The sequence below is a fragment of the Pseudomonas sp. ML96 genome, from assembly GCF_000761545.1.
In the GTDB taxonomy this organism is placed as follows: Bacteria; Pseudomonadota; Gammaproteobacteria; order Pseudomonadales; family Pseudomonadaceae; genus Aquipseudomonas.
In genome coordinates, this window is record NZ_JPMY01000012.1 from 176671 (window position 1) to 189587 (window position 12917).

Annotated in this window: 12 protein-coding genes; all 12 read right to left on the reverse strand. The window is 61.2% G+C overall.

Annotation, left to right across the window (positions count from 1 at the left end; all coding sequences use genetic code 11):
- The 12 genes from IP89_RS22755 to IP89_RS10525 all read right to left on the reverse strand — a co-directional run bounded on the left by IP89_RS22755 (nucleotide 1) and on the right by IP89_RS10525 (nucleotide 12671).
- Nucleotides 1-453 (reverse strand): tetratricopeptide repeat protein, encoded by a 453-nt coding sequence (locus IP89_RS22755; RefSeq protein ID WP_052081028.1) that lies wholly within the window; start codon nucleotides 451-453, stop codon nucleotides 1-3.
- The gene (locus IP89_RS10475; protein ID WP_043309428.1) at nucleotides 441-791 is read right to left on the reverse strand and encodes a DUF192 domain-containing protein; all 351 of its coding nucleotides are present in this window, start codon (nucleotides 789-791) and stop codon (nucleotides 441-443) included. The genes IP89_RS22755 and IP89_RS10475 overlap by 13 nt, the downstream gene beginning before the upstream one ends.
- Entirely contained in the window at nucleotides 788-1666 is an 879-nt protein-coding gene (locus IP89_RS10480) for a type II secretion system F family protein (RefSeq protein WP_043309429.1), read from the reverse strand. The genes IP89_RS10475 and IP89_RS10480 overlap by 4 nt, the downstream gene beginning before the upstream one ends.
- Nucleotides 1663-2520 carry a type II secretion system F family protein gene (locus tag IP89_RS10485; RefSeq protein ID WP_043309430.1) on the reverse strand — a complete coding sequence of 286 codons (858 nt, stop codon included), beginning with the start codon at nucleotides 2518-2520 and terminating at the stop codon, nucleotides 1663-1665. The genes IP89_RS10480 and IP89_RS10485 overlap by 4 nt, the downstream gene beginning before the upstream one ends.
- A complete protein-coding gene (locus IP89_RS10490) occupies nucleotides 2517-4169 on the reverse strand; it encodes an ATPase, T2SS/T4P/T4SS family (RefSeq protein ID WP_043309431.1) in 1653 nt (550 codons plus the stop codon). The genes IP89_RS10485 and IP89_RS10490 overlap by 4 nt, the downstream gene beginning before the upstream one ends.
- A 7-nt stretch (nucleotides 4170-4176) precedes the next feature.
- Nucleotides 4177-5589 (reverse strand): type II and III secretion system protein family protein, encoded by a 1413-nt coding sequence (locus IP89_RS10495; protein WP_052081029.1) that lies wholly within the window; start codon nucleotides 5587-5589, stop codon nucleotides 4177-4179.
- 139 nt (nucleotides 5590-5728) lie between these two features.
- Nucleotides 5729-7627: a Flp pilus assembly protein CpaB gene (cpaB, locus tag IP89_RS10500; RefSeq protein ID WP_081963219.1), complete on the reverse strand. Its 1899-nt coding sequence runs from the start codon at nucleotides 7625-7627 to the stop codon at nucleotides 5729-5731.
- A gap of 97 nt (nucleotides 7628-7724) precedes the next feature.
- Nucleotides 7725-8756: a hypothetical protein gene (locus tag IP89_RS10505; protein WP_043309433.1), complete on the reverse strand. Its 1032-nt coding sequence runs from the start codon at nucleotides 8754-8756 to the stop codon at nucleotides 7725-7727.
- Nucleotides 8756-9424 (reverse strand): hypothetical protein, encoded by a 669-nt coding sequence (locus tag IP89_RS10510; RefSeq protein WP_156115023.1) that lies wholly within the window; start codon nucleotides 9422-9424, stop codon nucleotides 8756-8758. The genes IP89_RS10505 and IP89_RS10510 overlap by 1 nt, the downstream gene beginning before the upstream one ends.
- Nucleotides 9421-10335 carry a hypothetical protein gene (locus IP89_RS10515; protein WP_156115024.1) on the reverse strand — a complete coding sequence of 305 codons (915 nt, stop codon included), beginning with the start codon at nucleotides 10333-10335 and terminating at the stop codon, nucleotides 9421-9423. Before IP89_RS10515 ends, IP89_RS10510 begins: the two co-directional genes overlap by 4 nt.
- The gene (locus IP89_RS10520) at nucleotides 10332-12323 is read right to left on the reverse strand and encodes a hypothetical protein (protein WP_156115025.1); all 1992 of its coding nucleotides are present in this window, start codon (nucleotides 12321-12323) and stop codon (nucleotides 10332-10334) included. Before IP89_RS10520 ends, IP89_RS10515 begins: the two co-directional genes overlap by 4 nt.
- Nucleotides 12324-12413: 90 nt before the next feature.
- Nucleotides 12414-12671, reverse strand: coding sequence for a Flp family type IVb pilin (locus IP89_RS10525; protein WP_043309437.1), 258 nt, complete (start codon nucleotides 12669-12671; stop codon nucleotides 12414-12416).
- Nucleotides 12672-12917 lie beyond the last annotated feature (246 nt).

Here is a 12917-nt window from a genome sequence, read left to right on the forward strand (position 1 = left end):
TCAGGGTTCCTGCCCAGTAGCCTGGCCATGATTTTCCATCACATCGAGCAGGCGCTCACCCAGCCCCAGCGCCCGGTCGGCCTGAGGCTGCTGAGGACTCAGGGTCTTCTGCATCTCGCCGGCGGTGAACAGTGCCTCGCGTAGTTGCACCTGCAACAGGTTGTGCCAGGCACGTGCATGCTGGGGATCGCGCAACAGTGCTTCACGGTAGCTTTCGATGGCGGCCTGTACATCACCTTGGCGGGCCAGGCTGTTGCCGAGCTGGTAACGCACACCGGCATCGTTGGGCATGGCCTTGGCCAAGCGACGGTACTGATCGGCTGCACGCTCAAAGTCACCGGCGGCGTAATCGCGGTTGGCCGAGTTCTGCAACTCGACCAGGTTGGATGCCGGCATCAGGCCCGCACAGCCCGATAGCAACAGACTGGCCAGGGCGAGACTCAGGATTCGCATTTGAGGCTATCTCCAGATTCTATGTTCAGACGCCGGCATTCACCGGCAGCCAGTTCGATCACACTGTGAGCGCGCCAGCAGGCGCTGAAGCGCCAGGGCTTCAGATTGTGCCGTATCTGCACGATGCGCCGCTCGGCGTCCAGGTAGAGCACGTCGATGGCAAAGCGCATGAAGCAGCAGTGCACCGAATTACACGGGCTGATCCACAACCCTTGTGCAGCCGCCAAGCCGCTGCGCCCGAGCAAGCCACGCAGACGCGTCCAGGGCGTGGCAGCCCGCTCCAGCAGTAGCGGCGTGGGTTCGCGCCCCGCGCCTTGATGGATGATCTGAGCGTTCATGACTGGCCCATGAACTTGACCACAATGGGGAACAGCAGAATCACGAAGGTCAGTGGGAAGATGAACATGATCAGCGGGATGATCAGCTTCACCGGCGCCTGCATGGCAGTCTTCTCGGCACGCTGGAAACGCTCCTCGAGGCGCTGCTCCGCCTGGATCTTCAGGGTATTGCGCAGGCTGCTACCCATCTTCTCGGCCTGGATCACCGAGCGCACGAAAGTGGTCAGGTCCTTGAGATTGACCCGTTCCTCCATGCGCTGCAGTGCTTCCGAGCGCGGCAGGCCGGAACGAATGTCACGCAGAACGATGCGGAATTCGTTCTTCATCGCCCCGTTCGGCCCCTTGTCCACCGCCTGCTGCAAGGCGCCGAGGAAGTTCAGGCCGGCATCCACGCACATGGTCAGGTATTCGAGGAATACCGGCAGGTTACGCACAATGTCACGGTCACGGCGCTTGTGCGTATCGCTGATCCACATCACCGGCAGGACCGCGCCCATGAGCATCATCACCAGCAGGACCGACCAGATGATGCCACTCTTGCCGGTCGCCATCGGCAACGCGGCCGCCAGCGGGAAGAGCACGGCCAGCGTGATGCACAGGGCGAGGAAGTCTTCGGCTGTCAGCACGTAGAGCGCGCCGGTCTTCTGCAGCTTCTGGTCGAGCCGATCCATGTGTTGCGGTGCAATGTTGCTACACACGAAATGGCTGACCATGCGCACCAGCGGCCAGATCGGCCTGACCCAGCCAGGCACGGGGTCCATGTAGGCGCGGTTCTCGTCCGGCAGCAGGGACAGCAGCCAGACGAAGATCAGCAACGTGCTGGTGACAGCGATGCCCAAGCCGGCGCTGCTGAGAAGGGCAAGTAGTTCAGTCATGCATCGATCCGGGTAATTCGCTTGATGGACATGAAGCCGAGCACTTCCATCACCACCATCACCGTAAGCACCATCAGGCCGTTGCGGGTGGTGTAGAGCTGGCTCATGGCCTCAGGTTCGATGGCGCTGAGAATGCCGGCGAGAAACACTGGCAGCAGCGCCATGAACGTACCCTGGGCGCGGCCCTGGGCAGTCAGGCTATCGATCTTGCCCTCCATCACGCGCTTGCGTCGCAGCATGGCGGCCATACCGTTGATGGTTTCGACCAGGTTGCCACCGACCTCCCGGCTGATGCGGATGGCCGAGCTGGCCATGATGAAAGATGGCAGTGGAATGCGCTTCTCCAGCTTGAGCAGGGCATCCTCCAGGGTCACGCCGAGGCGGATGTTCTTGATCAGCAGACCGAACTCCTGGGACAACGGCGCAGGCGACTGCTGCACCACGTTCTCCAGCGCCATGCTCAGGCTGGCCCCGGACTGCAGGCTGCCGGATAGCAGCATGAAGGCGTCGGGGAGCTGCTCCTCGAACTTCAGCAGGCGCTTCTTGTTCATCTGCTTGAGCACCATGCGCGGCACGAACAGCGCGACTATCGCCCCCACGATCGTCACCACGAGGATCTGGAACAGCGCATGCAGCAGCAACGGCACCAAGATCATGATCATCAGGTTGAGCACGAACACCTTGCGCCCGTTGGCGAAGATGAACATGTCGGCCATTTCGAGCTCTGCGTTGCGCGAAAACTGCCGCTTGTAGAAGACGAAGAAATCCGAGACCCGGTCGGCCAGCAGCACAGCGGCAATGCCGACTGCTGCGCCAAGCGCGGCGATGCATCCGAGCAGCAGGAGCTCACTCATAGCTCCGCACTCGCCTGGAAGATACCCAGGTTCACCGGAATGCCGCGCTTAGCCAGGGCCTCATAGAACTCCGGAACCTGCCCGGTTGCCTGGAAGTGCCCTTTGACCCGGCCGTTCTCGTCGAAGCCGGTCTGCTGGAAGCGGAAGATCTCGTTGAGCTGGATGGTGCTCTGCTCCATCCCGGTGATCTCGCTGATGCTGGTAATGCGCCGCGAACCATCGCCGAAGCGCGTCTGCTGCACGATCAATTGCACCGCCGAGGCGATCTGTTCACGAATGGCCTGAACCGGCAGGTCCATACCGGCCATCAGCACCATGACCTCGAGACGCCGCAGCATGTCGCGCGGGCTGTTGGCGTGGCCGGTGGTCAGAGAGCCATCGTGACCGGTGTTCATCGCCTGGAGCATATCCAGCGCCTCACCGCCCCGGCACTCGCCGACCACGATGCGGTCCGGGCGCATACGCAGGCAGTTACGCACCAGATCACGAATGGTCACCTGGCCCTTGCCCTCCATGTTGGCCGGGCGCGCCTCCAGCGATACCACGTGCGGCTGCACCAGCTTCAGCTCGGCGGCATCCTCCACCGTGACCACGCGCTCGGCCACCGGAATGAAGTTGGAGAGGATATTGAGCAGAGTGGTCTTGCCCGAGCCAGTACCACCAGACACCACGATGTTCAGACGCTGCTCCACGGCGGTACGAAGGAACTCGACCATCTGTGGATTGATGGTGCCGAAGCCCAGCAGGTCATCGGTGGTCAGCTTCTTGTCGGAGAACTTACGAATGGTCAGGCATGGCCCGCGCAGCGCCAGCGGTGGAATGATGGCATTGACGCGCGAGCCATCCTTCAGGCGCGCATCGACCATCGGCGAACTCTCGTCGATACGCCGACCGAGAGGCGAGATGATCCGCTCGATGGTCGACAACACAGCGGCATTGCAGCTGAAGTTGATTGGCGTCTTCTCCAGGCGACCGGAGCGCTCTACGTAAATATCGTCATGGGCGTTGACCATGATCTCGCTGACCGTTCTGTCGGCGATCAGGTCTTCCAGCGGGCCGAGGCCAATGGCCTCGTCCAGCACGATCTTGCGCAGCGTCTCGGTATTCAGCGTTGGCAGGCGGCCACCGACCTGCTGGAGGATCTCGTCGATCAGCCCGGACAGCGTGGTGCGGACCTGATCGTGATCCATGCTGTCGAGGTTCATCCGCCGCAGGTCGAGCGCGCGGAACAGCTCGCCCTGGATGAACTGTGCCCACTCCATGTAGGCATGGTTGAGATCAGGCTCTTCCTGCAACTCGACGCAGTCTTCCGCGCCTACCGGAGCGAGGCTTTCCGGCTCGTCACTGGTCTGCGGATGCAGGGCACGCACTCGCACCAGGTAGCCACCAATGGCGATGGCATCCTCCGGCGTCAGCGGGCCATGCCGCGAGACCGCGCGATCATTGACGTAGACCTCGTAGCCACGACTGACGTCTTCGACGAACAGCCCGGCCAGCGAATGCTCGATACGCGCATGCACCGGCGCGACTTTCCAACCGCGCAGGCGAATCAGACCAGAGCGGGCCCGCCCTAGCTCGCAGTAGGCGCTGGCGCAGGTCAGCTTCTCTAGCGGCTTGCCATCGCGATAGGTGACTTCGATCTCGAACATGGCGGCCTCAGTCGATCAGCTCGATGGCCCCGGCACTCTGCCGATAGCGCTCGATCATTTTGTCCTGGCGCTTGAGCTCCTGGGCGCTCACCGAGTCCGGTGCCTCAGTTAGCAGACGCGGAGTGATGAAGATCACCAGTTCGGTACGATTGCCCTTGAAGCTCTTGTTGTGGAACAGGGTTCCGATCACAGGTAGATCCTTCAACCAGACCAGACCTTCGCGGGAAGTCTGGCTGTCTTCGGTGACTAGGCCAGAGAGCACCAGGGTCTCGCCAACGCGCAGTTGCACGTCGTTTTCCGTGCGGCGGGTCTTGAACGCCGGGTACTCGCCGACCTGGTTGGCCTTGTCGAGCTGGCTGATCTCAGCCTGCACCTTGGTCGCGACCTGGTCGCTGCCGTACAGCTTGGGCTCGATGTTGAGCAGGATGCCGAAGTCCTTGTACTCCACCGACGGGCCGCTGATGCTGCTGGTCACCACCGGCACCTCGCCACCGACAGTCAGTTGCGCCTTGCCACCACTGCGCGCAGACAGGCGCGGCGAAGCCAAAGTCAGCGCCGAGCCGTTCTTCTCCAGCAGGTTGATACGCGAAGTCAGCTCACTGGCGATACCCCAATAGCCTTGCCAGCCGTCGATAGTCTGGACACTGCCACCATCGGCACCAAAGCCTACATATGGACCGTCAATACTGGTGCTCCAGTTGACACCCAGCTCCTCGACATCATCTTTGGCGAACTCGGTGATGCGCACGTCGAAATACACCATCGGCGCATCGTATTCGGAGGTCAGCTGAGCCAGCACTAGCACGTCCGGATAGCTTTTCTGCACCAGTTCGATGCGATTGATGTCGACCTGATCGAGGCTGCCGTCGATGACGATCTGCCGCCCTACGGCCTTGATGCTGATGCCGGGAATCTTGCCGAGCATGGCCTGCACTTCGCTCAGCACTTCGCTAGCGTCTGACTTGGCTGCCGCTCCAGTCTGCTCCTCGGCCAGCACGATGACGTTGTCACCGTAGGGTTTGACCGCATCCTTGATCTGCACCAGTTGCTCGGCACTGACGCGACCATCGATCACCACCTGACGACCCACGGTCCGGATGCGTGCTCCAGGAATGCCGGACAGCATGGCGCGCAGCTCCGGCATCTGGCGATAGCCATTGCCTTTGGCGACAACCACGCTCATCTGCTCACGACTGCCATCCTCGAACCAGACGTGCACGGTGGTCTCGCCATCCTGCTGGGCGGTAAGCACGACCTCTTCGTTCTTCAGCATGGTCGCGCTGATCAGGTCGACATTACCGACCGCCACACGCTCGACACCCGGCGCCTTGAGAACACGCACATCGCCGTCGTACAACACCAGCGAGGTGGGAAGTACGGTGGCCTGCGCCGAAAGGCTCAGGCACAGGATTGCCAGCATTCCTACTAGAGATCGCATCTTGTTTTGCCCTGGTTTGGTCTTGCTCATTCTTTATTTATTGTTCGCCAGTCAAGGAGCGGCCCCTGTCCGCTCCTGTCGCCCCCTAGCGAGGTTCAGTCATCGCTGCAGGAGCCCTGCCCTACTCCAGGCGTAGCGTCTGTATCGGCAGAACCCCCTGTTTGCCGGTACCGCCCGGGATAAACTGAATGGTGCGAGTGCTTTCGCGGCGAGCAGTGGTAGACGGCACATCGCGCGGGGTTTCCACCCCGACGCTGACGCCGCGAGCGAGCACGTTGCCGTTGCCATCCACCACCTTGCCGTCGACCACCTTGCCGATGGCCTTGCCGTCGGTGCCATACAGGGTGTCGCCACGCACGTTGCCGAGCACCTTGCCCGATGCATCACGCACGACCTGCTGGACATCCTTGCGCAGGCCGACCTCGGCATTGGCGTTGAGATTGCCGGCCATGTCGTAGACCTTGCCGTCACGCACGGTGCCGACCTTGCGCCCCTGGCTGTCGATCACGTCGTTGCCGACCACAGTGCCGATGGCGTTGCCGTTGGCATCGCGCACCACCAGCACTGCATCAGCCATCGGCTTGCCATCGCTACCAAGCACGGCCTGCTCGACCTTGCCCAGCACCTTGCCGTCACTGCCGACGGCCACGCCATCCTTGATGGTGCCGAGCACCTTGCCATCGGCGCCGATCACTTTGCCGTCCACCACTCGGCCAAGTACCTTGCCGCTGGCATCGCGGACGATCTCGCCCCGCGTACCGATCACATTGCCCTGGGCATCGACCAGCTTGCCGTTGACCAGCTTGCCGCTGATATCGGCTCCGGCCCCCTGCACCTGCGAAGCACTCATGTCGATCACCCGGCCACTGGAGTCGAGCGCGGCATTCTTCTCCACCCGCCCCAGCTCCTTGCCGTCCAGGCCTACGGCCTTGCCGTCCTGATAGGAGCCGATGACATTGCCCTTGGCATCGACCACCTTGCCATCGACCACCTTGCCGATCACATTGCCCTCGGCGTCACGCACCACGGTGGCGCGGTCACGCATGCGCAGCAGCGGATCGTCGGCTGACAGACCGCGCACGATGCGGCCCATGACCTTGCCGTCGAGACCGACGGCCTGGCCGTCGACGATATGGCCGATGATGCGGCCATTCATGTCCACCACGTTGTCACCAACGATGCGCCCTAGCACTTTGCCGTCAGCATCGAGCACGACATCGACCGTTTCCGCAGGCAGTGGGTCCAACAGGCTGGACACAGTGACCTGCCCCAACTCAGCAGCGCTGCTGTCCTTGGGGTGGCGCAATACGGCAACCAGCTCGCCGGCCTTCTCGGCCAGCTCCACGCGTGCTACCTGTGCCGGCGTGAGCATCAGCGACAGGGTCGAGAAGTTCATGTTGAAGCCGTCAGGCGTGCTGCGGTCGTAGAAGTTCTCGTACTTGCGGCCCTTGGCATCCTCGCGACCGGCAGCGAGCACCTCGACGTCCTGCAGCACGTTGATGACCACCTCGTCCGAGTAGTTGAGCTGCTCCTGCAGGCCGATGTCGGTAGAGGAGAAGGTACCGAGCAGGTCGATGCGGTCGCCAGGGCGCAACATGCCATCGAACGAATTGATCTTGCTGACCTTCACCGTCTTCACGCGCTTGCCCAGCTCGACGTTCTCCGAGAAGCGCGACACGCCGTCCTGCTCCACCGACTCCCAGGTAATCGGCCGGCCCTTCTGCAGGGCCTGAACGGTCATGCGGTTCTCCAGCTTCGGCCAGTCATCGGACATAACCACGTTCGAGGGCAGGTAGTCACTCGGCACATCCATCACCGCGACGTTCTCTGGCGTCAGCGACTGAGCCTTGTCGATATCGACCTTGGGCACGATCACCGAGACCATCACCTGGGCGGCCGGCTGGTACGCCGCCCGGTACTGGGACTCCTTGGCCTTCAGATACAGCCAACCGAGCAGCGCAGCGAGCACCCCGCAAGCGATGGCAATGATCAGTAGTTTTTTCCCCGAAACAGCTGACATGTTGTTCCCCAATTACTCCGTTGGCCCGACAGGCGCCGCGCCGAATTTTTCTTGTTAAAGCCCTGTTCCCTTCTCTCGCCCTGGCAGCTGGAGTGGGTTATTTGGTCAACGTCCAGTAGCTCAAAGCCGGATCGTAGGTGTACGTCACCGTGCTACCGCCTCCGCAATTGCCACTGGTGGCGCCATTGATGAAGCCGCCCACGCCATCACTGGTAAGGCGGATGGATGGGTCGTTGAATTTGTCCACAAGGCTCTTGTTCACTACTGGATCGAGCACTGCACCGCTGGCGATGTTGCTGTTCCAACCGCCAGGCATCACCAGACACGGCGAGTAGCCGGTCCAGTTGCTGTTCGGGGCGTTGACGAACTTCACCGTCACCAGCTCCGTACCCTCGCTGCCCACTGCGGTGCCGATTGGGGAGGAAAGCGTGCTCTTCAGCGAGTAGAGACTGCCACCCAGCTCGTAGCCGGCGGTCTGTGGTGCACCCTTGCCGTCGAGTTCCACCACTCTGCGCATCGGCAGGGCGGTATATCCGGTTGGCTGCGGATCGAGCAGCTTGCGCTGGTCTGCCGAGTAGTATTTGTTCTTGTACAGATAGGCAAAGCCGCGAACCTGACCACCCGAGGTCAGCGCCATCAACGGCAGCTCGTTACCGTTCTCGTCGACCCACTGGCGCGTGCTCGACGCACCGCCATAAATGATGTTGCCGTTCTCGTCGACAAACACGCAGTCGCCAGACTGGGTACGCTGGCACCAGGCGAGAATGTTGCCGGCGCCATCCATCAGCATGTCGCCATCCATTCGACCCAACTGATTGCCGTCCGCGTCGTAGACCCACTCGATAGACGGCAGCTGAGAGGCGGCATCGGGTAGCGGCGTATTATCTGTCGGTGGCGTGTCACCATCGTCGTAGTCGTCTTCCTCGCTATCGTTCTCGTTGAAGCGCACCTTGGTGTTGTTGTAGAGCTGCACCTTGTTCATTTCGCTGGACTGGGTGCGGTAGCCACGCTGCACGTTGTCGAACAACTTGGTGACATCGGTGGTGGAAGCCAGCAGCGCCGCGCCGGTGACACCGAGCACCACCATGTACTCGGTCATCGACTGGCCCAACTGACGAATGCGGTTCATCAGCGGTCCATCCTGTTGACCAGAATCTGCGTGCGACCATCAGCACGGATCAAGCCGACGGTCATCAACTCGCGGCCCTTGGCATAACTGAGAACGAAAGCGTTGCCCTGGTTACTGCGCCCCTCGGCCACCCAGCCCTGGCGGACCAGCTCGGCTTCGTACCAGGCACGAGTGGCCTCCAGATCATCCTCGCCCAGCAGGAGCACCATGCGCCCTTCACGAATATCGTCGTCACTGCGCATATCGCTGATGACCTGCGCGCCTGGCGGCACCGGCATGCCCAGGCCCAGTGGCTGATCACCAGCGCCGTTGGCTGGCGGGTTGGTCAGCAGCATGCGGCCGTAGCTGAAACGCTCGTTCTGTGCCTTGACCTGAACCATCATCATGCAGCGACTGTTGATGTGCAGAATCTGGTCCCAACCATCGAACTGGGTGAAGTCCACAGCCTCCTGCCATTCGTCCGCGTAGAACGCCTTGACCTGCTCCAGAGTGGCAGCAACGCGAAAACCACGCCCGTTCATGGCCGCATGGTTCCACTGCACGTTGTCGCCTAGCGAACTGACCAGCATGCCGTCCATGCGCGGAAAATCGTCGTAGTCGCAGTCGGCCTGGGCACTGAAGCAGGCCAGGAGCAATGCGGCGGGTAGGAGTCGGGAAGGTATGTTCATTTGAAGTAGCAGAAGCCGGTGGTTACGTTGCAGTTCACATCGCCGTCCGGCATCGGTTCGGTATTGATCGGGGCGAAGTTCACATCCTTGAACGACGGTTCAAAGATTCCGATAAGGCTCTTGACCACCCCCCAGATCGGGTTGTCCTCGACCAGCGTGCCGAGCACGAAATCGTCGGACTTCTCGCGGAAGTGCTCCTCGCTTTGCGCTACCCAGCCGTCGGCCAGCACTGCGGAGTTGGCTCGCACATCGAGCTGGCCGATGTACGTGTCACCAAACAGCGGCTTGCCACCGAGCTGCCCCTTGCTCAAGGGCACGGGAATGTCGACGGACGATCTGTAGAAGTTCTGGGTCGGGTGGGCAATCTGCAGCAGGTCGTCATCGCCGTGGCCGAAGCTGAAGATGCTGACCGCCTTGGCCACTCCACCCATGAATCCGTTGTAGGTATCGAGAATCGAGTAAGACAGCGACGGCGTAGCCGAGCTGGCCAGACTGGAGCCGTTCGCTGTACTACCGGCACTGGTCATTGCCTGGCCACTGTGGGTCCAGCGCCATAGTTTGTTGGTGGCCGTCGGTGTGTCGATGTCAGTGGCGGCGAAGCTGCGGGTCGTCTTCTCGAAAGGCAGCAGGCGCTGTTCGGCACTGTTGCGAATGGCGGCGTCGGAGCGAGTCGCCAGATAGCCATCTTTGGTATCGATCTGACTGGGTAGATCTTCCTTTTCCTTGCCATAGGGGCTGTACCAGACCGTACGCTCCCAGGCGGTATAACGCGCCAGCTCTTGGGACTTGTAAGCCATGTCGGACAGCTTGGCCACCACCGGCACCAGCACGAACAGCAACAACAGGCAGCCGGCCGTCATCACCACGAACTCGGCCATCGCCTGGCCCCGGCATTGCTGGCCCATGCTCATTCCAGTGCTCCGCTGACGCCTGCCTTGGCCTGGTCCAGCACTTCGTCGGTGATTTTTTCCAATACCGGCTTGGCCGCTGGTTTGATCAGTGGGGGCAGTTTGTCCAGCAGGCGGTCACGACCCGGTTCAATGACGAACTGCCGGGCCAGGTCGAACAGGTAACCCGCCACATTCGCCGGAGTGACGTTGAGAATCTGGGTCAGATCGATCTTGCCCGAGGCCATGAACTGCACGATCTGGCTGGGCTCACGCAGGCGAGCATCCCAGAACGGGCTGTACTGGTTGGGCGACTCCTCGCGCCCGGGCGGCGGGGCGAAGTAGGTCTCAGCCGAGGAAATGGTCATCATCCGCTCGCCATCGCCCCATAGGAACACCAGGGGGTTGTCATCCACACCCTCGGTCTGCAGCGCGAAACGCCCCTTGCGATTGAGCACATTGGAGCTGTCCGCGACCGGCCTAAGGTTCAGGCTGTCCGGGTTGTCACTGGTGCGAATGGCCGTCAACGGTTTGGAGACGGCGACGGTGAACTCCTTGCTGCGCCCGGTCTCGGCATGGTCGTCGCCGAGCACGAAGAACGATGGTGAGCCGCTGTAGCCGGTATTGACGTCCTCGGCCAGGTTGGTGCCGTAGATCATCAACGGGAAGATGCCCCAGCCGTAGGTCACCGCATGCACAGGGTGCAATGCCTCGCCATAGGGGCGGAACTTGCTCGAAAGTATCCCCTGAGCCGGTGAACCCCACTGCGGGCCGAACAGATACTGGTCACCAACGTTGGTGACCAGTTGCTGAGTCGCCCCACCCAACGGCAGGCCGAGCCCGAAATTGATGCCATCGTCGAAGATGGTGATGCAACCCAGTCCCGGCAGGCACAGCTCAATTGCCAGATTCACATCAAGCTTGAAGCCCATCGAGCTGAAGTCCAACGAACTCCAGCCAAACACCGGAATGGCCTTGCCAGCGGACGAGGTGCTCAACGGGTTGTATACGTAGGCAGTACCACCGTTGTTGAAGACCCCAACCTCGAAACCGAAGCTGAATTTGATGTTGATGAAGCCCAGCGGAAGGCTGATCTCCGGCGTGGAGAAGCCAACCGCCGCATCGAAGGTACGGTCCGACAGCCAGGCATTGCGCTGCTCGTTGATGGTCGCAGCGAAATAGCGCGAGGCTTCACCGGTGGTGGTCATGTCCTTGGATTTGCTGGTGCCCGTCTTGTTGTGCATCTCCGGGGCCAGGTTGACCAGCATCGAACCAGGCGTGACACCACCCAAGAAATCGGCCAGCAGATCGTCGTCACTCGGCGCCGGATCGGTCGTAGAGCCGCCACTGGTGCCACCGGCTGCTCCACCGCCAGCCGCGCCCCCTGCCCCACTATTAGCTCCTCTGACCTGCTCCAGCAGCGCATCGATGGGCAGGTAGTCGGCGAAATAGGTAAGGATGAAGTTCTGCACAAGCAGCATGGTGGATAGCGGCGCCACCTCCAGCTTGTCGCCGGGCTTGTTCAACTGGTGTTGCTTGACGATCTCGCCGGGAATGCGCGCCTGCGCCTCGAAAGTGGCGATGGCAAAGGCCTTCTGGAAGAAGCCCATGATCATGTTGAAGCTCGACACCACATCCGGGTAGATCTTCATCACCGGTGTGGCGGCGGCTCGTACACCGTAGCCCAGTATCTGGTAAGGCAAAGTGACGGCATTGAGCACGTCGGCAATCGACGGCTTGGGCGGGATCAGCAGTATCGGCACCTGGTAGGCCGGAAAGCTGTTGACCCAGCGCGGAATGTTGGCGTAGCGCTTGGACCACGACATCAGCGCCACAACCTGGCCGATCGACAGCTCGTTGGCGACGATGGCGCGGTTGGTATAGGCGATCAGGTTCTGGTGGCGGGCAAATAACTTGGCCTGGGAATAGGCGGCGGCATCGGCGGCGTTCTCCACCTGCACGCGGTCACGGGTCAGGATGCCCTGATTGAACAGCAGAATCAGAGCTATCACGGCAATACCCATGAAGAGCAGCCCAAACACCATGGACTGCCCGCGCTGCCGCGCTCGACGCACCTTCGCCGCCTCCCTCTCGGGTCAGGCTTACTTACGCTCTTCCTGCTTGAAGTTGCTCAGGTTGGACTTGTTCGCTGCAGCGGCTTTCGCATCATTACCTGTGGTCGCAGCAGCCGTGCTGGCTTCGCCACCACCCAGTTCAGCAGCCATATCACCGACCTGCTCACGCACGGTGCTACCGAACAGGTTGTAAACCACGATGGCCGAAATGGCGATCAGCGCCACGATGATGATGTACTCGGTCATGCCTTGGCCGAGCTGACGAACGCGAGATTTGATGGACATGCGGGTACTCCTGGGAAGCGCTGCGTTGTTATTGGCTGAAAACGACTGCCGAGAGGATTGCGCGAGCACCACCCACCCCAAGTACAAAAAAGTTCCGTACCACTCGTCGTTTTTTGAACGATATCCCAGTTATGAAAATGGATTCCCCGTTTGTTCGGATAGGTTCTGACCTGAAAATTGCTGCCTGGTCTGGCACTTAGCCGGTTCCAGACGCTTCGTCAGTGTTTTGACTAATCCTCTGCCGCT